This window comes from Pseudanabaena sp. FACHB-1998 (assembly GCF_014696355.1).
GTDB lineage: Bacteria > Cyanobacteriota > Cyanobacteriia > Pseudanabaenales > Pseudanabaenaceae > Pseudanabaena.
This window is the reverse complement of record NZ_JACJQA010000043.1, coordinates 40,425-57,407: the sequence shown is the minus strand read 5'-3', so window position 1 is coordinate 57,407 and position 16,983 is coordinate 40,425. Positions and strand designations below refer to the sequence as shown.

General features: G+C 43.4%; 11 protein-coding genes. 9 read left to right on the top strand and 2 right to left on the bottom strand.

Annotated features, from left to right (window positions below; genetic code table 11):
- Positions 1-166 precede the first annotated feature (166 nt).
- Complete coding sequence (locus H6F42_RS17450; protein ID WP_190400650.1) at positions 167-1,207, bottom strand: 30S ribosomal protein S1; 1,041 nt, start codon at positions 1,205-1,207, stop codon at positions 167-169.
- Between the two features lie 279 nt (positions 1,208-1,486).
- The gene (locus H6F42_RS17445; protein ID WP_190400649.1) at positions 1,487-2,860 is read right to left on the bottom strand and encodes a 16S rRNA (cytosine(967)-C(5))-methyltransferase; all 1,374 of its coding nucleotides are present in this window, start codon (positions 2,858-2,860) and stop codon (positions 1,487-1,489) included.
- Positions 2,861-3,116: 256 nt separating this feature from the next.
- On the opposite strand from H6F42_RS17445, the gene mraY reads away from it, so the two are divergent.
- The 9 genes from mraY (at position 3,117) to H6F42_RS17400 (ending at position 16,971) form a co-directional block, all read left to right on the top strand.
- Positions 3,117-4,217 (top strand): phospho-N-acetylmuramoyl-pentapeptide-transferase, encoded by a 1,101-nt coding sequence (gene mraY / locus H6F42_RS17440; protein WP_190400648.1) that lies wholly within the window; start codon positions 3,117-3,119, stop codon positions 4,215-4,217.
- Positions 4,218-4,442: 225 nt separating this feature from the next.
- The gene (locus tag H6F42_RS17435) at positions 4,443-6,962 is read left to right on the top strand and encodes a filamentous hemagglutinin N-terminal domain-containing protein (protein ID WP_190400647.1); all 2,520 of its coding nucleotides are present in this window, start codon (positions 4,443-4,445) and stop codon (positions 6,960-6,962) included.
- A 61-nt stretch (positions 6,963-7,023) separates the two neighbouring features.
- Positions 7,024-7,374: a heterocyst frequency control protein PatD gene (gene patD / locus H6F42_RS17430; protein ID WP_190400646.1), complete on the top strand. Its 351-nt coding sequence runs from the start codon at positions 7,024-7,026 to the stop codon at positions 7,372-7,374.
- A gap of 169 nt (positions 7,375-7,543) precedes the next feature.
- On the top strand, positions 7,544-9,415 hold the full coding sequence (locus H6F42_RS17425) for an NAD(P)H-quinone oxidoreductase subunit F (protein ID WP_190400645.1): 1,872 nt from the start codon (positions 7,544-7,546) through the stop codon (positions 9,413-9,415).
- Between the two features lie 201 nt (positions 9,416-9,616).
- Complete coding sequence (locus tag H6F42_RS17420; RefSeq protein ID WP_190400644.1) at positions 9,617-11,140, top strand: NADH-quinone oxidoreductase subunit M; 1,524 nt, start codon at positions 9,617-9,619, stop codon at positions 11,138-11,140.
- A gap of 217 nt (positions 11,141-11,357) precedes the next feature.
- Entirely contained in the window at positions 11,358-11,999 is a 642-nt protein-coding gene (locus tag H6F42_RS17415) for an LON peptidase substrate-binding domain-containing protein (RefSeq protein WP_190400643.1), read from the top strand.
- Between the two features lie 223 nt (positions 12,000-12,222).
- Complete coding sequence (locus H6F42_RS17410; protein WP_190400642.1) at positions 12,223-14,526, top strand: MASE1 domain-containing protein; 2,304 nt, start codon at positions 12,223-12,225, stop codon at positions 14,524-14,526.
- Positions 14,523-15,605 (top strand): alanine dehydrogenase, encoded by a 1,083-nt coding sequence (ald, locus tag H6F42_RS17405; protein WP_190400677.1) that lies wholly within the window; start codon positions 14,523-14,525, stop codon positions 15,603-15,605. The genes H6F42_RS17410 and ald overlap by 4 nt, the downstream gene beginning before the upstream one ends.
- 304 nt (positions 15,606-15,909) lie before the next feature.
- The gene (locus H6F42_RS17400) at positions 15,910-16,971 is read left to right on the top strand and encodes a hypothetical protein (RefSeq protein ID WP_190400641.1); all 1,062 of its coding nucleotides are present in this window, start codon (positions 15,910-15,912) and stop codon (positions 16,969-16,971) included.
- Positions 16,972-16,983: the final 12 nt, after the last annotated feature.

The window sequence follows — 16,983 nt, the reverse complement described above, 5'->3', positions numbered from 1 at the left end:
GTACGACTGCTCAATGTATTCATTAAAACCTCTGATTTGAGAAATGGTTAACTATGGTTAAAAATGTAATCTTATAAGTTACAGTTGTCAACGTTAAAAAATAAAACAAGGTAAGAGAATCTTACCTTGCTTGTAGAAACTATTATTTTTGTCGAAATGTAGATAACTAAGCTTCAGCTACAGGTTCTTCTACTGCTTCAGCTTCAGCGACAACTTCTTCAGGAATTTCAGGCTCTTCCATTGCATCAGGAACTTCATACTCTTCCTCTTCAACTGCTGCTACAGGAATTTCCATTACGGCAGGAGGTGCATTCAGTTGTTCGCGATATTTCGCAGCCATCTCTTCAGCCTTAGCGTAAACCAGTTGAGGATCTTTGACCATATCTCCAGGCTCAGCTTCGAGTTGCTTGGTGGAGAGGGAAATGCGTCCGCGCTCTGCATCAAGATCAATGATCATCACCTTCACTTCGTCATTGACGTTGAAGACGTTGTGAGGAGTTTCGATATGCTCGTGGGAGATTTCAGAGATGTGCAGCAAGCCACTGACACCACCGATATCGATGAATGCACCGTAAGGCTTGATGCCGCGTACCACGCCGATGACGACTTCGCCAACTTCGAGCTTGTTCATCTTACGCTCAACCAAGGCGCGACGATGACTCAGGACGAGACGGTTACGGTCTTCATCCACTTCTAGGAACTTGAGTGGCAACTCTTCGCCAACTAGTTCTTCCTTAGGCTTCCGAGTGCTGATGTGTGAACCAGGGATAAATCCGCGTAGTCCTTCAATTCTGACCAATGCGCCGCCACGGTTGGTAGCAAAAATAAGCGATCGCACGGTTGCATCTTCTGCTTGCAACTGACGTACGCGCTCCCATGCTCTCATGTACTCAATGCGACGAATCGAAAGGGTTAATTGTCCTTCTTCGTTTTCGTCAGCGAGGATGAAAAACTCACGGGTTTCATTATTTTGTAAAACTTCTTCAGGTTGATCAACGCGATTGATCGACATTTCCTGAATCGGGATATAGGCTGCTGTCTTTGCACCAATGTCAATAAGTGCGCCTCTTGGCTCGATGCTGAATACTGTGCCTGCAACGATGTCGCCAGGGCTGAAGTGATAATCGTATTTATCTAAAAGTTTTGCAAAGTCTTCATGTGTGAAGCCGACATTGGTAGCTGTAGCAGTTTTGGCCCGATTGATCATAACTAAATTTTTCCTTGTTCCTGTTTTGAATTTATCTGGATTTCCTCCCAGAAATGTAAGAGCAGTAGCTATTTACAGCTTGGTGCGGTTTACATCCTACGCCTATTTGTGTCGTTAATATTTTTAGTAAAACCTATAGGCATAGGTTTGTAATTATAGCGTATTTAAGCTTCATCGCAAAAGTGTTAGGGAATATTTTTTTGATAACCTTGTAGGCGATCGCTATTAAAGACTCGCAATTAAGAAAGAACCAATTTTTTGTAGCGAAGCAAAGCCGCGCTACAAAAAATTGGTTCTTTGACGTTTTTGTAACTTCACCATGAAAAAGCCATCCATATCATGCTCATGGGGCAGGACTTTTATCCAGCCCCGATCGCTTGCAAAGTGAGCCGCAGGATTATCAGCATCGGGCGGGACAATTTGCCAATCAGGATAATTTGCTAAAAATTGCGTAATTACTTCTTCATTTTCCGCAGGATGAATCGTGCAAGTACTGTAAACAATTACACCCTCGGGTTTAACCCATTGCGTAGCACGTTCCAGAATTTCGGCTTGGGTTTTCGCAAGTTTATAAGGTTCATCAGGAGTTTGTCGCCACCGCGCATCGGCGTGACGATGTAATGTTCCTAAGCCAGAGCAAGGCACATCTAATAAAACGCGATCGCATTTTGCCTCTAACACTTTTTCCCCATCAAATTCGCGGGCATCGATCTCAACGGTTTGCACATTCGTGATCCCCAGACGTGCCGTATTTTGATCAACTTTTTTGAGTCGGTTAGCTAAGCGATCAAGGGCATAAACTTTACCCGTGTTTTTTAGGCGATCGCTAATATGCGTAGTCTTACCTCCGGGGGCAGCACAGGCATCAATAATAATTTCATGGGGTTGCGGATCTAGTAGATAAGTCACTAACTGAGCGCTAGCATCTTGAACTGACCACCAGCCCTCTTTAAATTTAGGCAATTTACTGACATCGCCCGACCCTTGAGCTACCCGAATCCCGTCGGGTAAATAGGGAATGGGGGCGGCTTCAATTGAGGCTTCGGCAAAGGCGGCGAGTACTTGCTCCCTTGACGCATGGAGCAGGTTAACGCGCAAATCAAGGTGGGGCGTTTGATTAAACCAATTACCAAGTTTGGCGATCGCCTCTTGACCAAATTCTTTTTGCCATAGCTCAATTAGCCATTCAGGGTAGCTATAAAAGCTGGCGGGATCACTAATATTTGCCAGAATATCTTCCTTCTCTTTGGCTCGGAGTATGGATCGGAGAATGCCATTAGTAAAGCCAGAGAGACCTTTTAAATTATTTTCTTTGACTAACTCGACGGTGGTATGAACGATCGCTGACGGTTTAATGCGATCGAGAAAACATAGCTGGTACACACCTATCTGTAGAATTATTAATAGATCTGGTGGTAATTTTGTGGTTGGTTTTTGTGAGAAGTTTTGCAAAACCGCTAACAAGGTCTTTTGGCGGCGTGTGCATCCATAAACTAACTCAGTAATCAGACGGCGATCGCTTTCTGGAAGGGTAATGTTATCTTGTCTCGCCCGTGAAAGTGTACAGTCAAGTGCAACGTCAGCATAAGCGTTTCGTCTTTGGATCAAGCGGAGAGCTTCTAAAGCAATCTGTCGAGAATTCTTACTCGTCATCGGGAATTTATAAAATCAAATTAAAGGGCAAATTCAAAAGCTGTTTAATGCCAATATTTTATTGAGTGCTTGGTGTCAGGGTGTAGGATTTAGCAAAACTCAATGATTTCGCAGTAGACAAATGCAACCATTATTTGGTATTTAAGTGCGTAGATTTAGGTAATTTTTAATTACCTAATACCAAAGCTGCATAACAGCTTGCGATCTGAAAGGAATATGACAGTTTATTGTGGTTATTTGGGTGTGAGGAGTGGCAATGGTTGATACTGGTGTAAGAGTTAGGAGAGCAAAATTCCCGTCAGGGAGTAGCCTAGCACTTGGGTTAGCAATTGGTTTAATAAGTTTAATCGTTGGTGTTGATCTTTTACTGAATCCTAATATAAGTTCAAGTCTTTTGCTTCCCTTTACCTTCGGTGGTGCTGGTGTTGCCATGCTTGGCACTTTTGCAGTACCAGTTTTACGCAACCTCAAGGCTGGACAAATCATCCGCGAAGATGGTCCCCAAGCTCACCTCAAAAAACAAGGCACACCCACGATGGGGGGGATATTCATTATACCCGTCGGGATTCTGCTCGCTTTGGTCTGGTCGGGTTTTAATGACAAAGTAATAGCCTGTAGCTTACTAACCCTATCTTTTGCCTTTATCGGTTGGCTGGATGATTGGAAAATTTTACGCCGCCACTCTAATAAAGGTCTATCACCTCGGGCTAAATTAATCTTGCAAGCTGGGTTTTCGGCTTGCTTTTGTGCGTGGTTAGCCTTCACTCAAAACTGGCAGGCGATCGCCACAATCAATTTGCCACTAAAGTTTGCTATTCCTCTCGGACTTTTATTTTTCCCTCTTGCCCTATTTGTGTTTCTGGGCAGTAGCAACGCGACCAACCTCACCGATGGTCTAGATGGCTTAGCAGGGGGTACGGGGGCGATCGCTTTGTTTGGGATGGGTTTATTACTATTCCCTGCCAACAAAGAACTGGCTATTTTCTGTATGTGTCTCAGTGGTAGCTATTTAGGATTTCTCTGGCACAATCGCTATCCTGCAAAGGTATTCATGGGGGATACGGGATCGCTTGCTTTAGGTGGTGCACTTGCCTCAACAGCAATTCTTGGTAATTTGCTTTGGGCTTTTCTGATTGTGGGGGCAATTTTCATTTGGGAGTCCATTTCAGTAATTGCACAGGTTTCCTACTACAAGGCAACTAAGGATGAAACGGGGATGGGTAGGAGACTTTTTAGAATGGCTCCTTTTCACCATCATTTAGAGCTAAGCGGCTGGCATGAGTTGCACGTAGTTAAAGCCTTTTATATAACTGGGGGCTTTCTGGTAGGCATCGCAATTTTAATCAGTAAACTTTAAACACCAAAAAAGAAGCGGGGCAATGTCCCGCTTCTTTTTTGGTTTACTTCATTACAAATTTACAAAAGTGTGACAACACCTTTGTAAATTTGTAATGAAACCCTGTAAGGTTTTTTAAATTAAGAAATGACGTAGTCATTTCTTAATTTAAAAAACCTTACAAATAAAATAGGATTGCTATCTCAACTAATGATTACCTTAGAAACAGCGATAAGTTTATAAAATATGGCTGCTCCAGATCGTTTAAAGCTTTTATTTGTAATTGTTTTCGCAAGTCTTGTCCAGACTAAAGAAGCCTATGGACAGATTATTCCAGACGCTACGACAGGCACACAAATAATACCGAATATTCTCATTCAAGGGGTTTTAAGCGATCTTGTAGAAACTGGAACTTTGAGAGGCTCTAATTTATTTCATAGCTTCTCAGAATTAAATATTGCGAATAATCGCGGACTTTATTTTAACAATCCTGCAACTGTAACTAATATTTTTGCGCGAGTTACAGGAAACAATCCGTCAAATATATTGGGTAGATTAGGAGTCTTAGGAAATGCCAATTTATTTTTATTAAATCCCAATGGAGTTCTCTTTGGCGAGAATTCGAGTTTATCTCTATCAGGTTCTCTATACGTCACCACAGGCGATCGCCTCCGCTTTGCCGACGGTACAACCTTTAGTACCAATAATCCCGAACCCTCGGCTCTATTGACCTCAAGTATTCCTATTGGCTTAGGTTTCGGCACAAATAATAGCAACGCTAAGGGCGCAATCACCGTGCGATCGCAGGCTGATCCGATTTTCCCCTTGCCCTTACCTCCAGAAATTTTGCCAGTCATCCGTCCGCCGTCAGGATTGATTTTGCTACCAAGTTCCACGATCGCCTTAGTGGGAAATGCGGTCAATGTTGAAAATAATGGTTCTCTATTTATATTAGGTGGAGAGGTAGAACTGGGTGGGGTACGTAATGGCGAAGTTGCCTTAAGTCCCTATGGAAATAGATTTACGCTCTCTTATGAAAATGTAAAGAAGTTTGGCAATATTCAAGTCTCAGATCAAGCATCGGTGAGTAATATTGGCGCACAGGAGGGACAAATTAAGCTGATTGGCGATCGCGTACTTATACGAGATAAAGGATTAGTGTTGACGACCTCCCTCAGTCCTCTATTCAATGGCAAAATTTCTGTGCAGGCGAATAGCCTCATCGAGCTAGTTGGTTCTAATAACTATGAAAAATCCGTTAAAGGATTAACTTCCTTTAACCCTGACTTAAAAACTATTAATGGATTATTTAGCTTTAGCGTAGGTAATGGTAATGGCGGAGATATTAGTCTAAAAACTTCACAGTTAATTGCTCAAAATAGCTCTTTTATCGTTTCTTCGATCTTATTTGACGGTAGAGCAGGAAATATTACGATCAATGCTCCCGAATCAATCACCCTGAACTCTGGAGCAATTTTTAGTGGAACGGCAGCTACGGCTACAGGCTCTTCTGGAAGTATTGGTATTCAAACAGGTCACTTGATCTTGCGAAATAATAGTGCAATTTCTTCCACCATTTTAGGCTCTGGACAAGAGGGAGGCAATGTAACAATTGAGGCTACGAAATCAGTTGAGATCTTTGGAAGTAGTCCCATTTTTTCTGCTCAAGATATTGCAATCACTACTGGCATTATTACAACTACTGTAAATAAAGCGATCGCTGGAAACATTACTGTTAATACTCCCTTTCTGTCTCTACTAAATGGTGCTGTCCTGACTACGGAGACAAGAGGAGGAGGAAAAGGTGGCGCAGTGACGATCTTAGCCGATCGCCTTTATTTGTCGGGAATCGATCCGAGTCAGCAGGTCCCAAGCGCTATTTTGGCGGTTACTAGGGAAAGTTCTACAGGTGATGGCGGTAATGTGAATATTACTGCCAAAGAGATTAAGATTCAGGATCGCGCAGGTGTCAGTGTGGCTAGTTTTGGTTTCGGAGATGCAGGGGGGTTAAGTATTACCGCTAATAATCTTTCTTTGAATCGCCAAGGTTCTCTTGCGGCTTTGAGTTTGGTGGGTGCAGGAGGAAATATTAACTTGCAAATCCGTGATTTACTTTCTCTAAACAATAGTCTTATTTTGTCAGCCTCCGAAGGAACTGAAAATAGCGGCAACATTAATCTAAATGCGGGTATTGTCGTGGGTCTAAACCGTAGCGAAATTAATGCTAGTTCGTTCGGAGGAAATGGAGGCAATATTTTTATTAAGACCCAAGGCTTATTCTTTTCTCCCGATAGCCTTATCACTGCAAGTTCTCAATTGGGAATTAGCGGTAATGTTGCTATCTCTAATCTCGACTTGACTCCTAAAAATGCCTTTGTGTCATCGGTAGAAAATTTTGTCAAAGTGGATGCGATCGTTTCCAATAGTTGTTTAGCTAGACGCAATGCTGCCCAAGGTAGTTTTGTAGTAACTGGCTCAGGTGGTTTGCCCGAAAATCCTTACAATCTCTTAGTTGCGGAATATCCTGCCACTAAAATCCAGCCAATTCCTAGCATGACTAAATCGCCCTCTCCAGTGTCATCGAATCCCGCCTCTATTTCCGATCAAGCTCTCGATCAGGATAATCACCCTTGGCAGCTAGGCGATCCGATTGTGGAAATTAGAGGACTAAAGAAAGGAACTAATGGAGAGATTTTGCCTGTAGTTACCTATGCAGATGCGCGCTCTCTAGGATGTACAGAGCAGCCCAACAAGGAAAAATTTTAAAAGCATTGCGAAGCAATGCTTTTAAAATTTTTCCTTAATTCAATATTACAAGGTGGTTGAATTGTCAGAATCCTATTTAAATCTCATTCTTGATTTACAAGATCGCCTAGAATCTCTGCAAACAGCGATCGCTTCTCAACCAGAACCCGCACCTGCGATCGCTCAAGATTGGCAGCGATCGCTTAAGGAAATCCAAGCTTTTTTTCAGCAGCAAATTGTAAATACCAGTTTAGAGGTCACGCCCCCTCACCTATCTTTGCAAGTAGAAATTGATAAGCAGCTAAAAATGCTAGGGGTGGACTTAAGTATGTTGCAAACTTCGCGTAGTCTCGCCACTTGGCAGAAGCGCCATCAACAGATAAGCGATCGCTTTGTCACTTTGCAAAAGTATTGTCAAATGCATACTTCATGAATATTGGTACGCAGTTTCGCCGCTTACCAATATTCATGATAATGGTAGTACTTTGTACCGCCAATCTCTGGATTAGATAGCCTTCTAGACACGAAGCGTTTTGATGTAAACTTTTAAAATATTTGATAGATCTTAATATAAACATAGTAAAAACTCTATAGTAGAATCAATGATCCTAGAAACAGCTTGGCTACTTCCTTGCTATGGTTTGCTGGGCGCAGGCATCACCCTACCTTGGTCACTCAGGTTAGTGCGACGGACTGGCCCACGTCCTGCGGCTTATCTCAATATGTTGATGACGGCACTGGCGCTAGTACATAGTTGTGTGCTTTTAACCTCGATTTGGGGTGAACCTGCGAAACAAGTTGAATTTACTTGGTTTCAATCCTTCGATTTAAATATTGCCTTCTCGTTTGATATTTCGGAAATCAGCGTGGGGGCTTCGGTGATGATCGCCACGATGAGCTTAATTTCGCAAGTCTATGGACTCGGCTCACTGGAAACTGATTGGGCGATCGCCAGATTTTGTGCATTAATTGGCTTTTTTGAAGCCGCAATTACAGGCATCGCCTTTAGCGACTCCCTATTTTTTAGCTATGCCCTCCTCGAAATGCTCACCCTGTCCACCTATTTACTAGTGGGATTTTGGTATGCTCAGCCTCTGGTGGTAACGGCGGCTCGGGATGCTTTCTGGACAAAGCGCGTCGGTGATTTATTTTTGCTAATGGCTGTAGTGACGCTATCAAATTTAACCGATAGCCTAAATTTTACAGATTTAAAGGAATGGGCGGCGAATCCGCAAACGATCGCCTATTTTGCTGAGCATCAACAATTCGGAACATTATTAGGACTAGCACTAATTGCTGGTCCTTTGGGCAAATGCGCTCAATTTCCGTTGCACCTCTGGCTCGATGAAGCGATGGAGGGTCCCAACCCCGCTTCGATTTTGCGAAATTCGGTAGTGGTGGGTGCGGGAGCCTACGTATTGATCAAGTTTCAGCCCGTTTTATCCCTATTTCCCGTGGCAGCTCAGGTTTCTGTGATCATCGGCGCAATTACGGCGATCGGGACTACGTTAGTGGCGATCGCCCAAGTCGATATGAAACGCGCCCTGTCCCACTCTACCAGTGCCTATCTCGGTCTGGTCTTCATTGCTGTCGGTATGCAAGAGCCTGAACTAGCCCTAGGCTTACTCTTTAGCCATGGCATTAGCAAGTCTTTGCTATTCCTCAGTTCGGGAGCAGTGATGATGACCACCGTGACTCAAGATCTTACAGAAATGGGCGGCATCAAAACCCGAATGCCTGCAACCCTAATGGGATTTATTGTCGGCTCCTTAAGTCTGGTGGCGATGTTGCCCTTTGGCGGATTTTGGACGCTGTTGCGTTGGGAAGAAACCTTCTGGAATAGCGAACCTTGGCTAATTGCGATCGCCCTAGCCGTTAATTGCATTACTGCCTTTGGCTTGATGCGGATTTTTGCCCTCGTCTTCCTTGGACCAATCCAGCCGAAAACCCGTCGCGCTCCTGAAGTTTCGTGGCAAGTAGCCATTCCCCTAGTTTCCCTTACGATCATTACGTTACTGGTTCCAATCCTCTTGCCATCTTGGAATTTTGTAGATATTGACTTAAATACAGTAGATATTTGGGGCAGTGTCGTACTTGCAGCTTCAGGCTTAGTCGGTTTTGGTATAGGTGCATATATCTACATCAAGCCCTATGAGACGGGAAGCTCCGTACCCATGCCACCAAAACTTTTGCGTAGCTCATGGAAAGCCTTACAGGACTTGTTAGCCTATGACCTTTATGTGCAAGCAATTTATAAATATACGGTAGTTCTTATTGTGGGTGGCGGTTCTCGGCTCCTTGCTTGGATCGATCGCTATCTTGTTGATGGCACGGTTAACTTCTTTGGCTTAGCCTCGATTTTGAGCGGTGAGAGCTTGAAATATACAGTCACAGGTCGCTTACAGCAATATGTCTTGACGATCATGATTGGATTAATTGTGATTGGGTTTGCCGCCTTTTACGGACTTAAATAAATGGTGTTATGTGCGCGTCAAGCCCTCACCCCTAGCCCCTCTCCCGTAGGAGAGGGGAATAAGGAAAAAATAGGGTTTTGCTCCCCTTCTCCTGCGGGAGAAGCGAATGGGAAATGAGGGCAGATCTGCGCTCTGCTTAAATTGAATTAAATAAAAATTCAGATTTTAAATTCATCATAAATTCTTTTTTCTTTTTTCCTTATGCTAAGTACCTTAATCTGGATTCCCATCGCTGGGGCGCTTTTGGTGGTTTTATTGGGAGGAGTTCTCGACTCCAAACAGTTACGCAAAATCTCCTTAGCGATCGCGATCGCCACCTTCGGCTGGTCATTATTTTTGCTCACCAAATTTGATATGGGTGCTTCCTCAATGCAATTGAGAGAATCCCTCCCTTGGTTAGATCAGATTGGCTTGAGTTATCGCCTTGGCATAGATGGCTTAGCCTTCCCGCTCGTACTACTTAACGGATTACTGCTGAGTATTGCCATTTATATCAGTACCGACATTCAACGTCCAAGACTGTATTTTCCTCTGATGCTGATCATTGGGGGGGGCGTGAATGGAGCCTTCTTAGCTGAAAATCTCCTCCTGTTTTTCCTTTTCTTTGAAGTCGAACTGATTCCTCTATATCTTTTGATCTCTATATGGGGCGGCGAGAGACGGGGCTATGCAGCTACCAAGTTCTTAATTTATACCGCGATTTCAGGGGTATTGATTTTAGCGGCTTTCTTTGGGATGGCGGCTCTAGGCAGTGGCGATGGCAGTACTTTTGCTCTCACCTTTAACTATCAAGACTTACATCTGGAAAATATTTCCCAAAGCACAAAAGGGATTTTGCTAATTTTGCTAATTATCGGTTTTGGTATCAAAATTCCGATTGTGCCATTGCATACGTGGCTACCCGATGCCCACGTCGAAGCTTCTACACCCGTTTCCACCCTACTCGCAGGGGTTCTCCTGAAATTAGGAACCTATGGACTATTGCGCTTTGGTTTAGGGTTACTGCCCGACGCTTGGCAAGCGATCGCCCCATTTCTCGCAGGTTGGGCGGTGGTCAGTGTCATTTATGGCTGTCTGACGGCGATTAACCAAACGGACATGAAAAAAATGGTTGCCTACAGCTCCGTTGGTCACATGGGTTATATTTTACTAGCCCTAGCCACCGCCACGCCTCTATCCCTTTTGGGTGCAACCTTCCAAATGGTCAGTCATGGCTTAATTTCGGCGTTGTTATTTATTTTGGTGGGTATCGTTTACAAGAAAACAGGAACCCGCAATCTTAACTCCCTCAATGGTTTGCTTAATCCTGAGCGGGGTCTACCCGTGACAGGTTCGCTGATGATTTTGGCGGCGATGGCAAGTGCGGGTACGCCGGGGATGGTGGGATTTATCGCGGAGTTTATAATTTTCCGTAGTGGATTTGCGGTTTTCCCTGTGCAAACTCTGCTTTGTATGATTGGGACTGGTTTAACTGCCGTCTACTTTTTGATCATGCTCGATCGCGTATTTTTTGGACGATTCTCAGTTCGTAAGGATGGCAGCGATCAGCCGATTACTTCGATTCCCTTCGCGCAGTGGCAAGAGAAATTTCCTGCGATCGCCCTTGCCTTGATCATTGTCTTCTTTGGGCTATTGCCTAACGTTGCCACCAACTTGATCGAGAGTTCTGCCAAGGCGATCGCGCCTAACCTCACCTCAGTTAGCCAAGTCTCCAATATTGGTTAACCTCAAAACCGAAAACAAAAGAGGCGGCGCTTCGCGCCGCCTCTTTTGTTTTCGGTTTTGATTTGCTATTAAATATCCCCCTAATCTTCCGCACCTTTATTCCTACGGTACTATTGCTTACTAACTTTATGCCTTTACGATCGCAAATACTAACAACAGCCATAAAACTCAAGCTAAACTAAGAAGAACGTCTTAACTAGTGTCAAGTTTAGCCACAATGACTTCATCATCGGTTTCCGTTCGAGAATTACCTCTCTTCCCTCTACCAGAGTTAGTCCTGTTCCCCGGACAATCACTACCTCTACATATTTTTGAATATCGCTATCGCATGATGATCAATACAGTGCTGGAAAGCGATCGCATGTTTGGCGTACTCATGTGGGACTCAGAAACAGGTAAACCTGCTAACGTCGGATGTGTCGCTCAAATCTTGCAATATCACCGTTTACCAGACGATCGCTTCAAAATTTTGACTATGGGGCAGCAGCGTTTTCGCGTATTGGAGTATGTGCGCGAAACTCCTTACCGTGTGGGCTTAGTAGAATGGATTCAAGACGAACCAAGCAATGATGCCCCCTATTTACTTGCCACCGAAGTCCGTGAATTGCTAAATGACGTAATTCGTTTATCTCAAAAGCTCACCGATCAAGAAATTGAGCTACCTAAAATTCCTCGTAGTCCCGTTGAATTGTCCTACTGGGTTGCCAGTAACTTTCAAGGTGCAAGTTTGGAGCAGCAATCACTACTCGAAACTTGCGATACAGCCGCTCGGTTGCGCCGCGAAGCAGAAATTTTATCTTCTACCAGAAGTCAACTAGCAGCCCGTACAGTTTTAAAAGATACTTTCAAAGAGATCTAAATTTTTAGGTTTTTAGGGGCTAGTATCCTTTACCTATGGTTAAGGGGGATGTTAGGAATTTATAAACATCTAAAAATCAAATTAACCTTCCAAAAATATAGGTTTTAATGTGATGGTATAGTTCGATTGTCTGTCAAAATCTTAAGAATATAGGTTTGCAAATTATCTAACTTTCTAATTAACTTGCGATTTCTACATTATTAAGAAGAAGTATGGGGGAAAGATGTTTGTTCTCTCGCAGCAACGACTAAAATCATTCCCACGTATCGTAGCGATTGCCATACTTGCCTTAATTTACTATGGCACAGCAGAGCTATCACGGCATATTGCCTCTACGCCGCAATCAGTTACTCCCGTTTGGCCGCCCGACGGCTTTGCTTCGGCGGCGATTCTCATTTTCGGCATCCAAATCTTACCAGGAGTATTAATTGGCTCATTTTTAGCAAATATCTGGGCTTTTTTTAATTCTGACAATTTATATACGGCGATCGCCTCCTGTCTACAAGTTTTAGGAATTGCGATCGGGACAAGCATGGGGGCTTGGCTGGGGAGCTATCTTTTAAGAAAGTCAATTAAAGGGCGAAATCCCCTATTAAAATTAGCGCACGTTTATCGTTTTTTGGCATTAACAGGATTTTTAGCGCCGACGATTAATGCCACGGTAGGAGTTTTATGTTTGTGTTTAGGGGGAAATTTATTTTGGGCTAAGTTCCCGTCCGTATGGGTGACTTGGTGGATTTCTAATGTCGCAGGAATCTGTATTTTTACGCCCATGCTGCTGAGTTTGTATGAGTTTTATAAGCAGAGAATTGACAATCAAAAGTTCTTATCAAAAACAGAACGACAAAAAATCCAAATAGTGATTCTTCAGAAATTTCCAGAAGCGATTGCTTTACTATTAATTGTCGTTTGGATTAGTATTTCTTCTTTTTATCAAAGCTTAAATTTAGAATATATATTAATACCTTGTTTGTTTTGGGCAATAATTAGATTCGGACAACTATGGGCAACTACCTTAATAGTTGTAATGACTACTATTGCTGTTTCGGGAACAGTTAAAGGCTTAGGTGCATTTACAAGCTTTGATGCTAGTTATTCTTTGATTTTATTACAGATATTTATTATCGTTATAGTCGTTACAACATTGAGTTTAGGAGCAGTTTTATCGGAAAAACAACAGGCGATCGCGAATCTATTACATTCGCGATCGCGACTAATTGACAAATCAATTCAGCTTGAAAATAGTAGATCTAGTCTGGATAGAACTACCTTAATGCTAGAGCAGCAAAATGTCGAATTGACTGAATCAAAAAAGATTGCTGAAGCCGCCAGTCGCACTAAAACTGAATTCCTCTCTAATATGAGTCATGAATTGCGAACCCCTCTAAATGCAATTTTAGGGCTAGTGCAGCTTTTACAGGATTCTAAAAACATGGATATCCAAGAAAAAAAAGATATCCAAACTATCTATGATTCGGGTAATCATTTACTAAATTTAATTGAAGATATTTTAGATATTTCTAAAATAGAAGCTGGCAAAATGGAGCTTTATATTCAGGAAATTTCTTTAGTTTTATTTCTCAATAATTTAGTAAAAATAATTCAAGTGCAAGCTAATCAGAAAAATATTGATTTTCTTTACCATTTCTCCTCTGATTTACCGCCTTTAATTCGTGTCGATGGCAAACGTTTAAGACAAATCTTGCTTAATTTATTGAGTAATGCCGTTAAGTTTACGAATAAAGGCTATGTTATTTTTCGGGTTTCTTGCTATCAGTCGGCGATCGCCGATGTAGTTTTATCTAATTCTTCGATCACCCTTAATTTTGAAGTAGAAGATTCGGGCATAGGGCTTGAAACTGAACAATTAGAAGCAATTTTTCTGCCCTTTGAGCAAGTGGGAGAAAGCAAATTTCAGGTTCAAGGTACAGGATTAGGATTAGCTATCAGCCAAAAGATTGCCAAGATGATGGATAGCAAAATTACCGTCACCAGCAAAAAGGGGGTCGGTACTACCTTTCGATTGTCTCTGCTGCTAGAAGTGCCCGATCTTCAGTCTTTTCCTTCTTTCCATACCTACCAAAGTTCTAAATCAAGGGAAAAGTCTATTTTTGATGAAGATTTAGCAAGAAAACTGCCCTTAAATATTCTATTAGCTGAAGATAATATCGTTAATCAAAAGGTAGCTTGTAAAATGTTGAGCCGACTGGGGTATACGGTCGATATTGCCGAAAATGGCTTAAAGGTTTTGGAGGCGCTACATAGGCAATTTTATGATGTAGTTTTAATGGATGTGCATATGCCTATGATGGATGGGTTGGAGACGACTCGCCATATTGTCTCTGAGATCGATGTGCCGAAGCGTCCTTATATTATTGCGATGACGGCTAATGCGATGGAGAGCGATCGCCTTGCCTGTTTAGCCAGTGGCATGAATGATTACCTTAGCAAACCCGTTAAGGTAGATCTATTAATAGCTGCACTATGGCGATCGCAACGACATCATCCACAGGAGAGACAAGAATGAGAATTGGTGTACCCAAAGAAATTAAGGATCGAGAATTTCGAGTTGGACTCACTCCTGCGGGAGTGGCTACCCTAACTGCGCGATCGCACCAAGTTTTTATCGAAACTAATGCTGGGGTTGGCTCTGGTTTTAGTGATGCCGAATATCTGCAAGCGGGGGCGAAGATCGTCGCCACACCACAGGAAGTCTATGCCCAGCAAATGGTGGTTAAGGTCAAGGAACCCTTACCTAGCGAATATGACTTACTGCATCCAGATTTAATTTTGTTTACCTATCTGCATCTTGCCGCCGATCGCCAATTAACCGAGGCTTTACTGAAATCTGGCGCAACCTGCATCGCCTATGAAACGGTGCAGTTAGATAATGGTCAATTACCTTTGCTCGTACCGATGAGCATTATTGCAGGTCGCCTATCGGTTCAGTTTGGAGCGCATTATCTGACCAAACAACAGGGGGGCAGTGGGGTTTTACTCGGTGGTATCCCGGGGGTGCGATCGGGGCATGTGGTCGTGCTTGGTGGCGGCGTAGTGGGGACAGAAGCGGCGAGAATGGCGATCGGCTTGGGAGCAAGGGTGACTATTTTAGATGTCAGTCTGCAACGACTAGGCGAGTTAGAATCCCTCTTTGGCTCTCGTGTACAACTCCTCTATAGCAATGCCTTCAATATTACTGAGTCGGTACTATCCGCAGATTTGGTCATCGGGGCTGTGTTAATTACGGGCAGACGCGCTCCGACTTTGGTGTCTCGCGATTTGGTGGCAAGAATGCGATCGCATTCAGTCATTGTCGATGTGGCGGTAGACCAAGGCGGCTGCATTGAAACGGTGCGCCCCACTTCCCACACCGAGCCTATTTACGAGGCGGAAGGCGTATTGCATTATGGTGTCCCGAATATGCCGGGAGCCGTTCCTTGGACGGCTACTCAAGCTTTGGTTAATGCCACTTTGCCCTATACCTGTGCCTTAGCTGATTTGGGGTTAGATGCGATCGCCCGCGATCGGGCTTTAGCCAAAGGCGTAAATATTCAAAATGGGCAAATTGTCTATCCTGCGATCGCCGAAGCTTTTCCCGATCTTTAATTGCCAATCCCAAAATCGAGTGGCAGCAATCGATTTTGGAGTTTGTATGCCCACAAAGCTGACGATATAGCACTTTGCGCTTTCTTAAAAATACAAGAAAAAATTTTTAAGAAAGCGGCGATAGTCTATAGCTATCAAACCCAAACAAAAAAAGCGGCGCGATGCGCCGCTTTTTTTGTTTGGGTTATGTAAAAAAGTGGACACTATTGGGTAACATCGCCTTGTTAGAAAACAGAGCAACTATCAAACTCAACAGTTGCCAAGAGACGAAGACCTAATAGGGGTCTAAGGTGAGGATAAATTCATGAAAGCAGTGCGATTAAATCTTGAAGATAAACAAGCTTGGCAGAAACTCCAACATGTGCTGACTAGCCTTGCTTCCGATTATATGGATCTCGTGGCGGCTGAGCAAACAGAATATAAGTTTGAGCAGCAAGTTCTTTCCATTGCTTTTACCTTATTTTCTGCCGATACAAATCGCGATCGCCTTAACGAATTCACCCAAAATATTGATCGATATTTCAATCGTTTGCAACTGGTGGGAGTGCGACGCATTGAATGGGAATTTTATTTAATTGGCGAATCTGCTCCTATATTAGCTCAGGGACGCGATATTCAACTTATTACGGCTCCTGCGCCATTGCCTAGTAATGCCCTAGTCCGCAAAGATAACAAACGGGCGATCGCTAGTCCAGCTAAAAATAATGCCCTTACTAAAGGCAAATCGCAAGTTGCGAACTTAGTCCAACGTGTGCGGGGCTGGCTCGTTGATCCTCAGACCTTAGAGGCGGCTCGCACTGGCAGCAGAATTGCCATTCGCGATCCTAGAGGCGCATTAGAAGCTGTCAAAAATACGGCGATCGCTAAGTTCAACGACACCATTCAATGGGTCGATACTTTCCCTTGGGAAAATTGGACTAAGGAGAAGATGCAGCAAATCAAACGTCGCCATCAACGGAATTTAGCCCGTGCGGTGATCGAAGATTTGTTGATTTTAGGAGTGATGCTCTTTGCGGCTTGGTGTTTGGTGGAGTCCCTCTCTGCGCCAAACTTTAATTTGGCTCTGCTACCTAAGCAACACATTGATACCAACATGACCGAGGCGCGTTATCGTTGCGGCAATCCTGCGGTATCCCTCAAAAATTATGTTTGTTTGAGCAAAGGAATGCGCTATGACGAGGTGGTGAATATTTTGGGGGGTGATGGTAAGCCATTGGGCTTTGATCTCAGATTTGGTGATCCCAAGGTAGTTAAAGACAAAGCGGTGATCGTGAGTTGGGCAAGTCCTGAACTAAACTTAAATATCACATTTATCAACGATCGCCTAGTTTCTAGAGCCTACCGCCAATATACCGCAAGCAAATAAAAAACAAATCAA

Excerpts from the sequence above, each read along its gene's own strand:
- H6F42_RS17450 (WP_190400650.1), bottom strand. The coding sequence starts at position 1,207 with ATGATCAATCGGGCCAAAACTGCTACAGCTACCAATGTCGGCTTCACA.
- H6F42_RS17445 (WP_190400649.1), bottom strand. The coding sequence starts at position 2,860 with ATGACGAGTAAGAATTCTCGACAGATTGCTTTAGAAGCTCTCCGCTTG.
- mraY (WP_190400648.1), top strand. The coding sequence starts at position 3,117 with ATGGTTGATACTGGTGTAAGAGTTAGGAGAGCAAAATTCCCGTCAGGG.
- H6F42_RS17435 (WP_190400647.1), top strand. The coding sequence starts at position 4,443 with ATGGCTGCTCCAGATCGTTTAAAGCTTTTATTTGTAATTGTTTTCGCA.
- H6F42_RS17425 (WP_190400645.1), top strand. The coding sequence starts at position 7,544 with ATGATCCTAGAAACAGCTTGGCTACTTCCTTGCTATGGTTTGCTGGGC.
- H6F42_RS17420 (WP_190400644.1), top strand. The coding sequence starts at position 9,617 with ATGCTAAGTACCTTAATCTGGATTCCCATCGCTGGGGCGCTTTTGGTG.
- H6F42_RS17415 (WP_190400643.1), top strand. The coding sequence starts at position 11,358 with ATGACTTCATCATCGGTTTCCGTTCGAGAATTACCTCTCTTCCCTCTA.
- H6F42_RS17410 (WP_190400642.1), top strand. The coding sequence starts at position 12,223 with ATGTTTGTTCTCTCGCAGCAACGACTAAAATCATTCCCACGTATCGTA.
- ald (WP_190400677.1), top strand. The coding sequence starts at position 14,523 with ATGAGAATTGGTGTACCCAAAGAAATTAAGGATCGAGAATTTCGAGTT.
- H6F42_RS17400 (WP_190400641.1), top strand. The coding sequence starts at position 15,910 with ATGAAAGCAGTGCGATTAAATCTTGAAGATAAACAAGCTTGGCAGAAA.